The sequence below is a fragment of the Streptomyces sp. NPDC057900 genome, from assembly GCF_042887885.1.
GTDB lineage: Bacteria > Actinomycetota > Actinomycetes > Streptomycetales > Streptomycetaceae > Streptomyces.
Genome location: NZ_JBHVOI010000009.1, coordinates 142,210 through 157,864, shown reverse-complemented (window position 1 = coordinate 157,864; position 15,655 = coordinate 142,210). Strand labels below are relative to the sequence as shown.

At 70.6% G+C, this 15,655-nt stretch carries 16 protein-coding genes; 4 read left to right on the top strand and 12 right to left on the bottom strand.

Features of this window, described 5'->3' with window-relative positions; genetic code table 11:
• Positions 1-4: 4 nt before the first annotated feature.
• The 6 genes from kdpB to ACFVQ0_RS28015 all read right to left on the bottom strand — a co-directional run bounded on the left by kdpB (position 5) and on the right by ACFVQ0_RS28015 (position 6,107).
• On the bottom strand, positions 5-2,116 hold the full coding sequence (kdpB, locus tag ACFVQ0_RS28040; RefSeq protein WP_390091972.1) for a potassium-transporting ATPase subunit KdpB: 2,112 nt from the start codon (positions 2,114-2,116) through the stop codon (positions 5-7).
• Positions 2,113-3,777, bottom strand: coding sequence for a potassium-transporting ATPase subunit KdpA (gene kdpA, locus ACFVQ0_RS28035; protein WP_390091971.1), 1,665 nt, complete (start codon positions 3,775-3,777; stop codon positions 2,113-2,115). Before kdpA ends, kdpB begins: the two co-directional genes overlap by 4 nt.
• A gap of 7 nt (positions 3,778-3,784) precedes the next feature.
• Positions 3,785-3,874: a K(+)-transporting ATPase subunit F gene (gene kdpF / locus ACFVQ0_RS28030; RefSeq protein WP_037777601.1), complete on the bottom strand. Its 90-nt coding sequence runs from the start codon at positions 3,872-3,874 to the stop codon at positions 3,785-3,787.
• 340 nt (positions 3,875-4,214) lie between these two features.
• Positions 4,215-4,988 carry a DUF3710 domain-containing protein gene (locus ACFVQ0_RS28025; protein ID WP_328865179.1) on the bottom strand — a complete coding sequence of 258 codons (774 nt, stop codon included), beginning with the start codon at positions 4,986-4,988 and terminating at the stop codon, positions 4,215-4,217.
• A 1-nt stretch (position 4,989) separates the two neighbouring features.
• Positions 4,990-5,523, bottom strand: a complete 534-nt coding sequence (dut, locus tag ACFVQ0_RS28020) for a dUTP diphosphatase (protein ID WP_390091970.1) — start codon at positions 5,521-5,523, stop codon at positions 4,990-4,992.
• Positions 5,523-6,107 carry a PaaI family thioesterase gene (locus ACFVQ0_RS28015; RefSeq protein WP_390091969.1) on the bottom strand — a complete coding sequence of 195 codons (585 nt, stop codon included), beginning with the start codon at positions 6,105-6,107 and terminating at the stop codon, positions 5,523-5,525. Before ACFVQ0_RS28015 ends, dut begins: the two co-directional genes overlap by 1 nt.
• Before the next feature lie 58 nt (positions 6,108-6,165).
• Between ACFVQ0_RS28015 and ACFVQ0_RS28010 the strand changes: the two genes are divergently transcribed.
• A complete protein-coding gene (locus ACFVQ0_RS28010) occupies positions 6,166-6,624 on the top strand; it encodes a DUF3093 domain-containing protein (RefSeq protein WP_390091968.1) in 459 nt (152 codons plus the stop codon).
• Positions 6,625-6,633: 9 nt separating this feature from the next.
• On the opposite strand, the gene ACFVQ0_RS28005 is transcribed toward ACFVQ0_RS28010, so the two are convergent.
• The 4 genes from ACFVQ0_RS28005 to ACFVQ0_RS27990 form a co-directional block, all read right to left on the bottom strand.
• Positions 6,634-7,593, bottom strand: a complete 960-nt coding sequence (locus tag ACFVQ0_RS28005; RefSeq protein WP_390091967.1) for a hypothetical protein — start codon at positions 7,591-7,593, stop codon at positions 6,634-6,636.
• Between the two features lie 13 nt (positions 7,594-7,606).
• Positions 7,607-7,903 carry a DUF4193 domain-containing protein gene (locus ACFVQ0_RS28000; RefSeq protein ID WP_003965732.1) on the bottom strand — a complete coding sequence of 99 codons (297 nt, stop codon included), beginning with the start codon at positions 7,901-7,903 and terminating at the stop codon, positions 7,607-7,609.
• A 404-nt stretch (positions 7,904-8,307) separates the two neighbouring features.
• Entirely contained in the window at positions 8,308-9,543 is a 1,236-nt protein-coding gene (locus ACFVQ0_RS27995) for a sensor histidine kinase (RefSeq protein WP_390091966.1), read from the bottom strand.
• A 5-nt stretch (positions 9,544-9,548) separates the two neighbouring features.
• Entirely contained in the window at positions 9,549-10,202 is a 654-nt protein-coding gene (locus ACFVQ0_RS27990) for a response regulator transcription factor (RefSeq protein ID WP_024490544.1), read from the bottom strand.
• A gap of 394 nt (positions 10,203-10,596) precedes the next feature.
• Here ACFVQ0_RS27990 and ACFVQ0_RS27985 point away from each other — a divergent pair, with 394 nt between their 5' ends.
• The gene (locus ACFVQ0_RS27985) at positions 10,597-10,770 is read left to right on the top strand and encodes a hypothetical protein (RefSeq protein WP_185092415.1); all 174 of its coding nucleotides are present in this window, start codon (positions 10,597-10,599) and stop codon (positions 10,768-10,770) included.
• A 106-nt stretch (positions 10,771-10,876) separates the two neighbouring features.
• Here the strand turns inward: ACFVQ0_RS27985 and ACFVQ0_RS27980 are convergent, their stop codons facing one another.
• Both ACFVQ0_RS27980 and ACFVQ0_RS27975 read right to left on the bottom strand, forming a co-directional pair.
• Complete coding sequence (locus ACFVQ0_RS27980; protein ID WP_390091965.1) at positions 10,877-11,695, bottom strand: inositol monophosphatase family protein; 819 nt, start codon at positions 11,693-11,695, stop codon at positions 10,877-10,879.
• Positions 11,696-11,734: 39 nt separating this feature from the next.
• Positions 11,735-12,862 (bottom strand): ferrochelatase, encoded by a 1,128-nt coding sequence (locus ACFVQ0_RS27975; RefSeq protein WP_390091964.1) that lies wholly within the window; start codon positions 12,860-12,862, stop codon positions 11,735-11,737.
• A gap of 173 nt (positions 12,863-13,035) precedes the next feature.
• Between ACFVQ0_RS27975 and ACFVQ0_RS27970 the strand changes: the two genes are divergently transcribed.
• Together ACFVQ0_RS27970 and ACFVQ0_RS27965 are read left to right on the top strand one after the other, a co-directional pair.
• The gene (locus ACFVQ0_RS27970) at positions 13,036-14,283 is read left to right on the top strand and encodes an MFS transporter (protein WP_390091963.1); all 1,248 of its coding nucleotides are present in this window, start codon (positions 13,036-13,038) and stop codon (positions 14,281-14,283) included.
• Complete coding sequence (locus ACFVQ0_RS27965; RefSeq protein WP_390091962.1) at positions 14,240-15,562, top strand: D-arabinono-1,4-lactone oxidase; 1,323 nt, start codon at positions 14,240-14,242, stop codon at positions 15,560-15,562. Before ACFVQ0_RS27970 ends, ACFVQ0_RS27965 begins: the two co-directional genes overlap by 44 nt.
• Positions 15,563-15,655: the final 93 nt, after the last annotated feature.

Sequence of the window (15,655 nt, the reverse complement as noted above, 5' to 3'; positions counted from 1 at the left end):
CAGGTCAGCCGATTCCGGGGATGAGGGAGATGATCAGGTCGATGATCTTGATGCCGATGAACGGGGCGACCAGTCCGCCGAGTCCGTAGATCCCGAGGTTGCGCCGGAGCATCGAGTCGGCGCCGGCCGGCCGGTAGCGCACGCCCTTCAGCGCGAGCGGCACCAGCGCGACGATGATCAGCGCGTTGAAGATCACGGCGGACAGGATCGCGGACCGGGGCGAGGACAGATCCATGATGTTGAGCCTGTCCAGGCCCGGATAGACCGCGGCGAACATCGCGGGGATGATCGCGAAGTACTTCGCGACGTCGTTGGCGATGGAGAACGTGGTCAGCGCGCCACGGGTGATCAGCAGCTGTTTGCCGATCTCGACGATCTCGATCAGCTTGGTCGGGTCGGAGTCCAGGTCCACCATGTTCCCGGCCTCCTTGGCGGCCGAGGTTCCGGTGTTCATGGCGACGCCGACGTCGGCCTGGGCGAGCGCCGGGGCGTCGTTCGTCCCGTCGCCGGTCATCGCGACGAGCCTGCCGCCGGCCTGTTCCCGCTTGATGAGGGCCATCTTGTCCTCGGGGGTGGCCTCGGCGAGGAAGTCGTCGACGCCGGCCTCCTCCGCGATGGCCTTCGCGGTCAGCGGGTTGTCGCCGGTGATCATGACGGTGCGGATGCCCATCCGGCGCAGTTCACCGAACCGTTCGCGCATGCCCTCCTTGACGACGTCCTTGAGGTGGATGACGCCCAGGACCCGGGCGCCCTCCCCGTCGTCGACCGCGACCGGCAACGGCGTGCCGCCCTCGCGGGAGATCCGCTCTGTCAGCGCGGCGACGTCGGGGTGGACCGTGCCGCCCCGCTCCCGGACCCACGCGGTGACCGAGCCGGTGGCCCCCTTGCGGATCCGGCGTCCGTCGAGGTCCACCCCTGACATCCGGGTCCGGGCGGTGAAGCCCACCCACTCCGCGCGGGACAGCTGCCCCTGATGGCGCTCGCGGAGCCCGTACGCCTCCTTGGCCAGGACGACGACGGAGCGGCCCTCCGGCGTCTCGTCGGCCAGTGAGGAGAGCTGGGCGGCGTCCGCGAGCTCGGCCTCCGTCACGCCCGCGACCGGGAGGAACGCGGCGGCCTGCCGGTTGCCGAGGGTGATCGTGCCGGTCTTGTCGAGCAGCAGGGTCGACACGTCGCCCGCCGCCTCGACGGCGCGGCCCGACATGGCGAGCACGTTGCGCTGCACCAGCCGGTCCATGCCCGCGATGCCGATCGCGGAGAGCAGCGCGCCGATGGTGGTCGGGATCAGGCAGACCAGCAGTGCGGCGAGCACCGTCATGGACTGCTCGCTGCCCGCGTAGCCGGCGAACGGCTGGAGGGTGACCACGGCCAGCAGGAACACGATGGTCAGCGAGGCGAGCAGGATGTTCAGCGCGATCTCGTTGGGCGTCTTCTGCCTGGCGGCGCCCTCGACGAGGGCGATCATCCGGTCGATGAAGGTCTCGCCGGGCCTGGTGGTGATCTTGATGACGACGCGGTCGGAGAGCACCTTCGTACCGCCGGTCACCGCGCTGCGGTCGCCGCCCGACTCCCGGATGACCGGTGCCGATTCGCCGGTGATCGCGGATTCGTCGACGCTGGCCACGCCCTCGACGACGTCCCCGTCGCCCGGGATGATGTCGCCGGCCTCGCAGACCACCAGGTCACCGACGCGCAGTTCGGTGCCGGCTGTCCGCTCCTCGCCGCCGCCCGTCAGACGGCGGGCGACGGTGCCCGTCCTGGCCCGGCGCAGGGTGTCCGCCTGGGCCTTGCCCCGGCCCTCCGCGACCGCCTCCGCCAGGTTGGCGAAGACCGTGGTCAGCCAGAGCCAGGCGGTGATCGCCCAGCCGAACCAGTCGGCCGGGTCCAGGGCCGCCAGCACGGTGGTGAGCACAGAGCCGGTCAGCACCACGAACATCACCGGCGACTTGATCATCACCCGGGGGTCGAGTTTGCGTACCGCTTCGGGGAACGCGGCGATCAGCATCCCCGGGTCGAACAGGCCTGCGCCGACGCGCCCTGACGGGTTGTCGTGGTGCGGTGCGCGGGCCGGTGTGACGGTGGACATCGCGTCCTCTTGTTTCGTACGGATGGTCATGACGCCAGCCCCTCGGCCAGGGGCCCCAGAGCCAGCGCCGGGAAGTAGGTCAGACCGGCGACGATCATGACGGTGGCGACCAGCAGCCCGCTGAAGAGCGGCCGGTGCGTGCCGAGGGTGCCGGCGGTCGCCGGGACGGGCCGCTGCTCGGCGAACGAGCCCGCGAGCGCGAGGACGAACACCATGGGCAGGAACCGGCCCAGCAGCATCGCCAGCCCGATCGTGGTGTTGAACCACGGGGTGTCGGCGGCCAGTCCGGCGAACGCCGAACCGTTGTTGTTGGCGCCGGAGGTGTAGGCGTACAGGATCTCGGAGAAGCCGTGCGCGCCCGTGTTGGTCATCGAGTCGCCCGGGGTGGGCAGGGCCATCGCGGCGGCGGTGAAGCAGAGCACCAGGGCCGGGGTGACGAGGATGTAGCAGGCCGCGAGCTTGATCTCGCGGGTGCCGATCTTCTTGCCGAGGTACTCGGGGGTGCGGCCGACCATCAGTCCGGCGATGAACACCGCGATGACCGCCATGATCAGCATTCCGTAGAGCCCGGAGCCGGTGCCGCCGGGGGCGATCTCGCCGAGCTGCATGCCGAGCATCGTGATGCCGCCGCCGAAGCCGGTGAACGAGGAGTGGAAGGAGTTCACCGCGCCGGTCGAGGTGAGGGTGGTAGCCACCGCGAAGAGCGAGGAGCCGCCGACGCCGAAACGGTTCTCCTTGCCCTCCATGGCGCCGCCCGCGATCTCGAACGCGGGCCCGTGGTGGGCGAATTCGGTCCACATCATCAGCGCGGTGAAGCCGAGCCAGATGACGCCCATGGTGGCGAGGATCGCGTAGCCCTGCTTGAGCGAGCCGGTCATCCGGCCGAACGTGCGGGTCAGCGCGAACGGGATGAGGAGGATCAGGAAGATCTCGAAGAGGTTGGAGAGCCCGTTCGGATTCTCGAAGGGGTGGGCCGAGTTGGCGTTGAAGTAGCCGCCGCCGTTGGTGCCCAGCTCCTTGATGACCTCCTGGGAGGCGACCGCGCCGCCGTTCCACTGCTGGGAACCGCCCATGAACTGCCCGACCTCGTGGATGCCGGAGAAGTTCTGGATCGCCCCGCAGGCGACCAGCACGAGCGCGCCGATCACCGAGACCGGCAGCAGGATCCGTACGGTGCCGCGCACCAGGTCGGACCAGAAATTGCCGAGTTCACCGGTACGGGTGGCGGCGAGGCCCCGTACGAGCGCCACCGCGACGGCGATGCCGACGGCGGCCGAGACGAAGTTCTGCACCGCGAGGCCGCCGGTCTGCACGACGTGGCCCATGGCCTGTTCGCCGGAGTACGACTGCCAGTTGGTGTTGGCGACGAAGGACGCCGCCGTGTTGAACGCCTGGTCGGGGTCGATCGAGACGAAGCCGAGCGATCCGGGCAGCGAGCCCTGGAGCCGCTGCAGCAGGTAAAGGAAGAGAACGCTCACGACGGAGAAGGCCAGGACACCGCGGAGATAGGCGGGCCAGCGCATCTGTGTGTTCGGGTCGGCGCCGATGGCCTTGTATATCCACTTCTCGGCCCGCAGATGGCGGGGCGAGGTGTAGACGCGGGCCATGTGGTCACCGAGCGGGCGGTACGCCAGACCCAGCGCCACGACGAGCGCGAGCAGCTGGAGCACACCTGCGAGGACGGGGCTCATAACGGGCTCAGAACCTCTCCGGGTACAGGAGGGCGAGGACGAGATAGCCCAGCAGGGCGACGGCCACGACGAGGCCCACCACGTTTTCCGCGGTCACAGCTTCGTCACCCCCTTGGCGATGAGTGCCACCAGCGCGAAGACCGCGATCGTGGTGACGACGAAGGCCAGATCGGCCATCGGGTGCTCCTGGATGAGGTGCGGATTTCTCGGACCTCATGAGCAAACCCGCCGCAGACACCGCTTTGACCTGCGTTGATGCCTTCCATACGGCGAGGGGCCGGTCCTTGACGGCGCCTGTACGTGCCCGATACGCGCCCGATACGCGCCCCTTACGACGTCTGCCGCCCGGACCGGACGGCGGCCGGGAACGCGAAAGCCGGTGGGCCGTATCCCTGTGCGGGGATACGGCCCACCGGCCGGTGCTTACGGGTGCGGGGTCAGCGCACCTCGGTGATCTCGGGGCCGCGCTGGAGGCCCGCCATGCCGCCGGAGAACTTCGAGCTCTCCTGCTCCTCCTGCTGGACGCCCTCGGGCACCATCTGGGCGTCGTTGGGAAGCTTCAGGACGATCGGGTCGCGCGGGGCCATCGGGCCGTCACCGCGGACCACCACGGTGTCCCGGAAGACCGTCTCCAGCAGACCGGCCGCCTCCGGCTGCACGGCACCCTGGCCGGAGATCACACCGCGCAGGAACCAGCGCGGGCCGTCGATGCCGACGAAGCGGACCAGCTGCACGCCGTTCGCCCCGTCGGGAAGCTGTACGGGGACCTGCGCGCGCAGCTCCCAGCCCAGCGGGCCCTCGACCTCGTCGATGATCCCGCCCTGCTGGGTGATGCCGGAGGCGATCTCGTCGCGGACCTCGCCCCAGATGCCCTCCTTCTTGGGGGCGGCGAAGGCCTGCAGCTGGATCGCGCTGTCACGGAGCACCACGGTGGCGGCCACGATCGCGTCACCGGCCACCTCCACGCGCAGCTCCATGCCCTCGACACCGGGCACGAAGATGCCGCCCAGGTCCACCCGGCCCTCGCCGGGCTGGGAGACCTCTTCGATGTCCCACGGCCCGTCCGGCCGCGGCGCCGGCGGAAGGTTCATCCGGCGCGACCCGCCCTCGGCGGCATCGGCGTCATCGAGCCCGTCGACGACCTGCTCGGCCTCGCGCGCTTCGTCCGCCTTGTCCTCGGCGGAACCACTGTCCTTGCGACGTCCGAACACGTCACTGTCCTTCCCGGTCGGAATCGACCGAAGCGTAGCTGTTCCCGTCCTGGGGAAGCTCGCCCCGGACGCCATCAACATCAACGGCGGCATGACCGCCGGTGGACCCGAAGCCCCCTTCGGCCCGCGCCGAACCGGGAAGCTCCGACACCTCGTGGAAGCGCACCTTCTCGACCTGCTGCACGACCAGTTGGGCAATCCGGTCGAACCGCTCGAACCGCACGGACTCGCGCGGGTCGAGATTGATGACGATCACCTTGATCTCTCCACGGTACCCGGCATCAACCGTCCCCGGGGCATTCACCAGTGCGACTCCACAGCGCGCGGCGATACCGGACCGGGGGTGCACGAACGCGGCGTACCCGTCGGGCAGTGCGATCGAAACCCCGGTGGGCAGCACGGCCCGCTCGCCGGGCGCCAGCTCGGCGGCCTCCGTGGTCACCAGATCGGCTCCGGCGTCGCCGGGGTGGCCGTAGGACGGAATCGGCACGTCCGGGTCCGTCCGGCGGATCAGCACGTCCACGGGATGGCGCATCAGGGGTTCACCTCGAAGGCGCGGGCGCGCTTGACCTGGTCCGGGTCGGCCATCGCCGCCCGGATCTCGGCCGGGCGGCCGTTGTCGATGAAGTGGTCGACCTTGACCTCGATGAAGAGGGCCTCTGCGCGGACCGCCACGGGCCCGTCCGGGCCGCCGATCCGGCCGGTGGCCCGGGAGTAGATCTTGCGGCCGTGCACGGCGGTGATCTCGGCGTCGAGGAACAGCACGGTGTCGACGGGGACGGGGCGGACGAAGTCGGTCTCCAGCCGCCCGGTCACCGCGATCACCCGCAGCAGCCAGTTCAGCGAGCCGAGCGTCTCGTCGAGCGCGGTGGCCAGTACCCCGCCGTGCGCAAGGCCGGGGGCGCCCTGGTGGGCCGCCTGGACGGTGAACTCGGCGGTGACTCCGACGGCCTCGCCGGCCCTCGCCTGGAGGTGCAGCCCGTGCGGCTGTCCCCCGCCGCATCCGAAACAGTGTTCGTAGTGCGCGCCGAGGAGCTCGCCGGGGGCCGGCGCGTCGGGATGCCGGACCGGTTTCACCGCGTCGGCCGGGGGCTTCAGAGCCGCAGATGTTCCACTCACAGCCGCAGACCTTACCCGCGCGGCTACCCGCAGGTCGCGCCGTGCCAAGCTTGGGCTCATGCAGCCTTCCGCCCCGCCCTTCGACGAACGCCTCACCGCACCCCGTTCCTGGTGGGTGATCTGCTTCCTCTTCGGCGTCGCGTGCGCCCTGATGCTGCTGCCCCTGGGCACCCTGCCGCTGCTCGCCGGACTGGTGGGCGGCACGGTCGCCTCCGCGGTGGTGGTGAGCTCCTACGGCTCCATCCGGATCCGGGTGGTGGGCGACGCCCTGGTGGCCGGGGACGCGCGGATCCCGGTCTCGGCGCTCGGTGAGGCCGAGGTGCTGGACGCCGAGGAGGCGCGCGCCTGGCGCTCGTACAAGGCGGACACCCGGGCCTTCATGCTGCTGCGCAGCTACATCCCGACGGCGGTGCGGGTGAAGATCACCGACCCGCAGGACCCCACCCCGTACGTCTATCTGTCGACGCGCGAACCGAAGGCACTGGTGGCGGCACTGAAGGCGGCCGTACGGGCCTGAGGGCCGCGGCTAGGGCGTGTCCGGCGGGTCCTCGGAAAGGGGCTCGTACGGGAGCGCGGGCCGTTCCAGCGGCGGCAGCTCGGGGAGCCGGTCCCAGGGGATCTGCCGCTCGCGCAGATCCTTCCTGACCCGCTCCGCGAGTCTTCTGGTCTCGCGGCGGTTCATCATCGCGCCGACCGTGGCGCCGATCATGAACGGGATCAGGTTCGGCAGATCGCGCGCGGTGCGCTTCATGATCTGCTGGCGCAGTTCGCGCTTCATCTGGCCGCCGAGTGCCGCGTTGACGGTCACCGGACGGGTGACGTCGATACCGCGTTCCTCGGTCCAGGAAGTCAGGTAGGCGGTGGAGCGCTGGGTGAGGCCGCCCGGCGGGCGGAGTCCGTACACCTCGTGGAGCTCGGCGACGAGCTTCATCTCGATCGCGGCCACACCGGTGATCTCCGTGGCCAGCTCGGCGAGCATGGCGGGCGGTACGGGCATCATGGCCGCCGCGCCGATTCCGGCGCCGACGGTGGCGGTGGCCTTGCCCGCGCCCGCGATGAGCCGGTCGGCCAGCTCCTCGGGCCCGAGGCCCGGAAACTGCTTGCGCAGGGTGGCGAGATCGCGCACAGGGACGCGGGGAGCGATATCGATGATCAGGTCCGCGATATGACCGATCGCCGCCCTGGCGCTCTCCCCGCCCTTGCGTACGCCCCGTTTCACTGAATTCAGACGGCCTGCCCCGGTCACGGGCTCCGTCCTGTCGACCTGTTCGGCCCTGTCGGCCGTGTCGACTTCCGCAGCCGCTTCGGCTGCTCCGAGCGAGGCCGGCCGGCCCCGCTCCTCTTCCTGTCCGCCCGGCGAGGGTGGCAGGGCGGACGGCTCGGCAGGCGCTGCTAGGCCTTCTGCCGGGCCGGTACCGCCCTCATGCGCCTCCGGCTTGTCTCTGCGCCGGTGACGCCGCTTCCGGAACGGTGTGTCCCCTGCCACGGCCGACCGGACCTCAGTCGCAGTCGCGGCAGATCGGCTGGCCGTTCTTCTCACGGGCCAGCTGACTGCGGTGGTGCACGAGGAAGCAGCTCATGCAGGTGAACTCGTCGGCCTGCTTGGGCAGGACCCTTACGGCCAGCTCTTCGTTGGACAGGTCTGCGCCGGGCAGCTCCAGTCCTTCTGCCGCGTCGAACTCGTCGACATCGACGGCCGAGGCCGTCTTGTCGCTCCGACGAGCCTTGAGCTCTTCAAGGCTGTCCTGATCGACGTCGTCGTCGGTCTTTCGTGGGGTGTCGTAATCCGTTGCCATGTCGCTCTCCCCCTCTGGGTGTCTGCGGTGTCTCAGCGCACGTAACGCGTGAGAGGCCGGACTTGTGCCCGACCCGAGGCGGAGATTTTGCCTCACATCAAGGTCTGTTACTCAATCGACACCCAAAAGGACCGCCTTATGGCGATCGGCTTGGGTGGCGATGGGGACCGTACACGGTCCCGGCGGTGCCGTTGACCGGTACCACCCCGTGTACTTCCCGTGATAATGACCCCCGAAAACCCCGACTTTTGGCGGATTTCCGGTGGGGGCCCTGATCACGGAGCGTGGACGGCCGGAAATTCGCTCTTGTGATCGATCACACACGGTCAGTCCGGGATCGGGTCCCGAAAATTCCGCTCAAAGCGAACAAAATAATCCTCGTGCGAATCGCTCCGTCCAGCCTGTCAGACAGGCAGTGAGACGCGCATCACAAGACCACCACCCTCGCGGGGCTCCGCGATGATACGGCCTCCGTGAGCGCGCGCGACGGACCGCGCGATCGACAGGCCGAGCCCGACCCCCTTGTCGCTGCCCGTCCGCTCGGTACGCAGCCGTCTGAAGGGCTCGAAGAGGTTGTCGATCTCGTACGCGGGCACCACGGGCCCGGTGTTCGAGACGACGAGCATGGCCTGGCCCGGCAGGAGCTCGGTGGTGACCTCGACCCAGCCGCTGTCCGGGACGTTGTAGCGCACCGCGTTCTGCACCAGGTTCAGCGCGATCCGCTCCAGCAGCACGCCGTTGCCCTGGACCACGGCCGGGGCCAGCTCACCGCGCATCTCCACGCCCTTGGCCTCGGCCTCCGCCCGGGTCTGGTCGAGGGCGCGCGAGGCGACCTCCGCGAGGTCGACGGGTTTGCGCTCGACGATCTGGTTGTCGCTGCGGGCGAGCAGCAGCAGGCCCTCGACCAGCTGCTCGCTGCGCTCGTTGGTGGCCAGCAGCGTCTTGCCGAGCTGTTTGAGCTCCGGGGGCGCCTGCGGATCGGAGAGGTGGACCTCCAGCAGCGTGCGGTTGATCGCCAGGGGCGTGCGCAGCTCGTGCGACGCGTTCCCGACGAACCGCTGCTGCGCGGTGAAGGCCCGCTCCAGCCGCTCCAGCATGTCGTCGAAGGTGTCCGCGAGCTCCTTGAGCTCGTCGTCCGGACCGTCCAGCTCGATGCGCCTGGAGAGGTCCGTACCGGCCACCCGGCGCGCGATGCGGGTGATCCGGCCCAGCGGCGAGAGCACCCGTCCGGCCATCGCGTAACCGAAGGCGAAGGCGATGATGCTCAGGCCCACGAGGGCCAGCAGGGAACGGTTGAGCAGCGTGTCGAGCGCCTGCTGGCGCTGGTGGTTGACGCAGGAGTTCATCGCCGCGTTGACGGAGTTCGGCGACGTCCCCTCCCCCAGGAGGTTGCAGACGTTGCTGGACACGTGACCGTCGACGATCTTGAACGGCAGCTCGCTGCCCACGTGCAGGGCCTGCGCGGCCAGCATGTAGATGATCGAGAGCAGCAGGATGCCGGCGATCAGGAACATGCCGCCGTACAGCAGGGTGAGGCGTATCCGGATGGTCGGGCGCAGCCAGGGGTACGGGGGCTCCTGCTGCTTGGGCTCCCAGGTGGGCTTGGGGGGCGCCGTCGGTGGCGGCTGGACCGTGGGCACCGGCGTCAGATCCGGTAGCCGGAGCCGGGCACCGTGACGATCACGGGCGGCTCACCGAGTTTGCGCCGCAGGGTCATGACGGTCACCCGGACGACGTTGGTGAACGGGTCGGTGTTCTCGTCCCAGGCCTTCTCCAGGAGCTGCTCGGCCGAGACCACGGCGCCCTCGCTGCGCATGAGGACCTCCAGCACCGCGAACTCCTTGGGCGCGAGCTGGACCTCCTGCTCGCCCCGGAAGACCTCGCGGCGGTTCGGGTCGAGCTTGATCCCGGCGCGTTCCAGGACGGGGGGCAGCGCGACGGTCGTACGACGGCCGAGGGCGCGGACCCGTGCGGTGAGCTCGCTGAAGGCGAAGGGTTTGGGCAGGTAGTCGTCGGCGCCGAGCTCCAGGCCCTCCACCCGGTCGCTGACGTCCCCGGAGGCGGTGAGCATGAGCACCCGGGTCGGCATGCCCAGCTCGACGATCCGGCGGCACACGTCGTCGCCGTGCACCAGGGGGAGGTCCCGGTCCAGCACCACGACGTCGTAGTCGTTGACCTCGATGCGCTCCAGTGCCGCCGCACCGTCGTACACGACATCGACGGCCATGGCCTCCCGGCGCAATCCGGTGGCCACCGCATCGGCGAGCAGCTGCTCGTCCTCCACGACGAGTACGCGCACGGCGCTTCCTTCCTTAGAACTTCCACAACAGAGCCGCACAGTGACCGAAAGCGACCGGCGGAACGTCTCAATCGGACCGCAGGCCGGTGATCCGGGCCGTACCCGGGCCCGGTCTGTGCGCCTCCATCCTGCCCGTAACGCGTATAAACCGGCGGTAAGACGGCGCGGTCCCACCTGCGGCTTCCCGGAAGGCGGTGGTTTTCCGGGCCAGTTGAGGTTTCTCTGAGGGTCGGGCTGGGGAGGACGATTTCACACCCGCGATCACGTCTCGTATGTGGCGTGCCACTGGCCCCTCCGTTCCTCCGGAGGCTGCGTGATCACCCGCCCTACCGCTTCGGCGGAGGGAAACCCGGGCACACCCCCGTGCCACCGACCCACGATGAGGGGGCGCCTCATGGACGCTTTCACCGCAGGTCTGCTGCAACGCATCCAGACCACCGAGTCCGACCTCACGAAAGCCCGCGAGACGGGCGACGACTTCCTCGCGGACGTCGAGCAGAGCGAGCTGGAGGATCTGCACCGCCTCGCCGCGGAGCACGGAGTCCACATCGGCGCCACAAGCGTCTGAGCCGTTACGAGAAGGCCCCGCGGTGCCGTCCCGGCACCTGCGGGGCCTTCTCCGTTCCGGTGCCGCCCACGGGCCGCACAGCGGCTTCCGGGTGGTCCGGGCGCGCTCAGTCGTGCCAGGCGCCGAGCTCCTCCAGCAGGGACTGCAGCGGTTCGAAGACACCGGGTGAGGCGGCCACCGTCAGACCGCCGTCGGCGGCCGTCCCCGGCCGCCCGCCGGTCAGCGCGCCCGCCTCCCTCGCGATGAGGTCACCCGCCGCCAGGTCCCACGGGTGGAGGCCCCGCTCGTAGTAGCCGTCGAGGCGGCCCGCGGCGACGTCGCAGAGGTCGATCGCGGCGGATCCGCCGCGCCGGATGTCCCGGAGGCGCGGGACCAGCACCCGGACCACGTCGGCCTGGTGCGCGCGGACGTCGGCCACGTAGTTGAAGCCGGTCGACACGAGCGCCTGGTCGAGCGGCGGGGCGGGCCGGCAGCGCAGGGCGGCACCGTCCCCGTACGCGCCGCCCTTGGCGTACGCGCCGCCGCCGAGGACCGCGTGGTAGGTCTCCCCGCGCATCGGGGCCTCCACCACGCCCACGACCCGCTCGCCGTCCCGTTCGGCGGCGATGGAGACGGCCCAGGTGGGCAGCCCGTACAGGTAGTTCACGGTGCCGTCGAGCGGGTCGATCACCCAGCGCACACCGCTGCTGCCCTCGGAGCTGGCGCCCTCCTCACCGAGGAAGCCGTCCTGGGGGCGGCGGTCTGACAGGAAGCCGGTGATCAGTTTCTCGGCGGCGATGTCCATCTCGGTGACGACGTCCACCGGGCTGGACTTGGTGGCGGCCACCCCCAGGTCGGCGGGGCGTCCGTCGCGCAGCAGCGCGCCCGCCCGCCGGGCGGCGTCCAGGGCGAGGTCGAGCAGTTCGGACAGCAGGGGGTCGGTCACGGCGCTCCCGTAGGTGTGAGGGGTAGGGATCGGATCGCTCTACGCGTAGGGGCTGTCGGCGCCCGCTGCGGCCGGTTTGAGCGCACGGGCCGGGCAGCAGCCGGCCGGGCAGAGGTCGTGGCTCGGCCCGAGCGCCCCGAGGGCACACCGCTGCGGTTCCCGGCCTTGTTCGATGGCGGCGCGCTCCAGCACGAGGTCGCGCACGGCGGCCGCGAACCTCGGGTCGGCGCCGACGGTCGCGGACCTGCGGACCGGCAGGCCGAGCTCGGCGGCCTTCTCCGTGGCCTCGGTGTCGAGGTCGTACAGGACCTCCATGTGGTCGGAGACGAAGCCGATGGGCGCCATCACCACGGCGGGAACGCCGTCGCTGTGCAGCAGCTCCAGGTGATCGCAGACATCGGGTTCGAGCCACGGGATGTGCGGGGCGCCGCTGCGCGACTGGTAGACGAGCTGCCAGGGGTACTCGACGCCGGTCCGCTCCCGGACGGCCTCGACGATCACCCGGGCCACGTCGAGGTGCTCCGCGACGTACGCGCCGCCGTCGCCGTGCGCCTCCGCCGGTCCGGAGGAGTCGGCGGCGGAGGTGGGGATGGAGTGCGTAGTGAAGGCGAGGTGCGCCCCGGCCCGTACGTCCTCCGGCAGGTCTGCCAGGGAGGCGAGCACGCCGTCCACCATCGGCTCGACGAAGCCGGGGTGGTTGAAGTAGTGCCGCAGCTTGTCGACGCGCGGCACCGGCAGCCCCTCGGCCTCCAGGGCGGCCAGCGACTCGGCGAGGTTCTCGCGGTACTGCCGGCAGCCGGAGTAGGAGGCGTAGGCGCTGGTCGCCAGGACGGCGATGCGGCGGCGTCCGTCCCGGACCATCTCGCGCAGGGTGTCGGTCAGGTAGGGCGCCCAGTTGCGGTTCCCCCAGTAGACCGGCAGGTCGAGTCCGTGATCCGCGAAGTCCTTGCGCAGGGCGTCGAGGAGCGCCCTGTTCTGGCCGTTGATCGGGCTGACGCCGCCGAACAGGAAGTAGTGCTTGCCGACCTCCTTCAGCCGCTCCTCCGGGATACCCCGGCCGCGGGTCACGTTCGCCAGGAACGGAACCACGTCGTCGGGGCCTTCGGGGCCCCCGAAGGAGAGCAGCAGCAGGGCGTCGTAGGGAGCGGGCTCACGCAGATCGGACATGGCGTCGATCCTGCCACCCGCCCCCCGCGCCGCTCCCACCGACATCCGCACCGCACGTCCGTCGGCCCAGGCCACCGGCCCCGCCGACCGTCACGGATGAGGCCGTAAGCTGTGAAGGCCGTATTCACCCCTGACACCGCGTGTGACCGCACCACGCGTACCGGAGTTACCCCGTGCCCAGTCCCTACCGCGCGATCTTCGCCGCCCCCGGTTCCAAGGGGTTCTCCGCCGCCGGCTTCCTCGGCCGGATGCCGTTGTCCATGATGGGCATCGGCGTGGTGACCATGGTGTCCCAGCTGACCGGCCGTTACGGGCTGGCGGGGGCGCTCTCCGCGACGCTGGCGATGGCCGCGGCCGTGGTGGGGCCGCAGATATCCAGGCTGGTCGACCGGTACGGGCAGCGCCGGGTCCTGCGCCCGGTGACGCTGGTCGCGCTGGCGTCCGTGGCCGGGCTGCTGGTCTGCGCGCAGCAGGGGCTGGCGGACTGGACCCTGTTCGTGTTCGCGGCCGGCGCCGGGTGCGTCCCCAGCGTCGGCTCGATGGTCCGGGCCCGCTGGGCGGAGATCTACCGGGGCTCGGCCCGGCAGCTGCACACCGCGTACTCGTGGGAGTCGATCGTCGACGAGGTGTGCTTCATCTTCGGGCCGATCATCTCGATCGGCCTGTCCACCGCCTGGTTCCCGGAGGCGGGTCCCCTGCTGGCCGCCGGGTTCCTGCTGGTCGGCGTCCTCTGGCTGACCGCGCAGCGGGCCACGGAGCCGGTGCCGCATCCGCACGCGCGCCACACCAGGGGTTCCGCGCTGTCCTCCCGCGGCCTCCAGGTCCTCGTGGTCACGTTCGTGGCGACCGGGGCGATCTTCGGGTCGATCGACGTGGTGACGGTGGCCTTCGCGGAGGAGCGCGGCCACAAGGCCGCGGCGAGCCTCGTGCTGGCCGTGTACGCGCTGGGCTCCTGCCTCGCCGGGGCGGTGTTCGGCCTGCTGCACCTGAAGGGCAGGCCGTCCGGCCGGTGGCTGGTGGGAGTGTGCGCGATGGCCGTGAGTATGATCCCCCTCCAACTGGCCGGGAACCTGCCGTTCCTGGCCGTGGCGCTCTTTGTCGCGGGCCTCGCCATCGCACCGACGATGGTCACCACCATGGCTCTCGTCGAACAGCACGTACCGCGCACGAGACTGACCGAGGGCATGACCTGGACCAGCACCGGGCTCGCCGTAGGTGTGGCGCTCGGCTCCTCGGCCGCCGGCTGGGTGGTCGACGCGTCCGGGGCGAAGGCGGGGTACGCGGTGCCCGCGGTGGCGGGGGCGGTCGCGGCCGCGGTGGCGTTCCTGGGGTACCGCCGGCTCAGTGGGCCGGTTCCTACGGAAGGGCGCGGGGAAGATGACCGACACCTACGCACGGACGGCGACGAGCGCGTGGCGTAACTGGGCGGGGAACGTCAGCGCCCGTCCGGTACGGACCGTGTCGCCCGCCTCCGTGGACGAACTGGCCGAGGAGCTGCGCCGGGCCTCCGAGGACGGTCTGAAGGTGAAGCCGGTGGGCACCGGCCACTCCTTCACCGCGACCGCGGCCACCGACGGGCTGCTGATACGCCCCGAGCTGCTCACCGGCATCCGGGAGATCGACCGTGCGGCGATGACGGTGACGGTCGAGGCCGGCACCCCGCTGAAGCGCCTCAACACCGCGCTGGCCCGCGAGGGCCTCTCGCTCACCAACATGGGCGACATCATGGACCAGACGGTCGCCGGGGCCACCTCCACCGGCACGCACGGCACCGGGCGGGACTCGGCGTCGATATCCGCGCAGATCCGCGCCCTGGAGCTGGTCACGGCGGACGGCTCGGTGCTGACCTGCTCGGCGACCGAGAACCCGGACATCTTCGCCGTCGCCCGGATCGGGCTCGGCGCCCTGGGCGTCATCACGGCGATCACCTTCGCCGTGGAGCCGGTCTTCCTGCTGACCGCCCGCGAGGAGCCGATGGCCTTCGACCGGGTCACGTCCGACTTCGATCAGCTGGTGGCCGAGAACGAGCACTTCGAGTTCTACTGGTTCCCGCACACCGGCAACTGCAACACCAAGCGCAACAACCGCAGCGCGGGCCCCGCCGCCCCGCCCGGAAGGGTCAGCGGCTGGATCGAGGACGAGCTCCTCTCCAACGGGATCTTCCAGGCGGCCTGCTCACTCGGCCGGGCGGTACCCGGCACGATCCCCTCGATCGCCAAGCTCTCCAGCCGCGCCCTGTCCGCCCGCACCTACACCGACATCCCGTACAAGGTCTTCACCAGCCCGCGCCGGGTGCGGTTCGTGGAGATGGAGTACGCCCTGCCGCGCGAGGCGGCCGTGGAGGCGCTGCGCGAGGTCAAGGCGATGGTGGAGCGTTCGCCGCTGCGGATCAGTTTCCCGGTGGAGGTGCGTACCGCCCCCGCGGACGACATAGCGCTCTCCACGGCCTCGGGCCGGGAGAGCGCGTACATCGCCGTCCACCTCTACCGGGGCACGCCCTACCAGGCGTACTTCACGGCGGTGGAGCGGATCATGACCGCCCATGAGGGCCGCCCGCACTGGGGCAAGGTCAACACCCGTGACGCCGGCTACCTCGCCGGGGTGTATCCGCGCTTCGGGGAGTTCACCGCGGTCCGGGACCGGCTGGACCCGGACCGCCTGTTCGCCAACGACTACCTGCGCCGGGTCCTGGGCGAATAGGGCCTTTCGTTTGGATCAGGCTGGATCAGGGAGCGGGGTCTGGTGCCGTGCATCGCAAGGCGGAGGATTGAGGCAACGCGGAGCGTTGTTGAT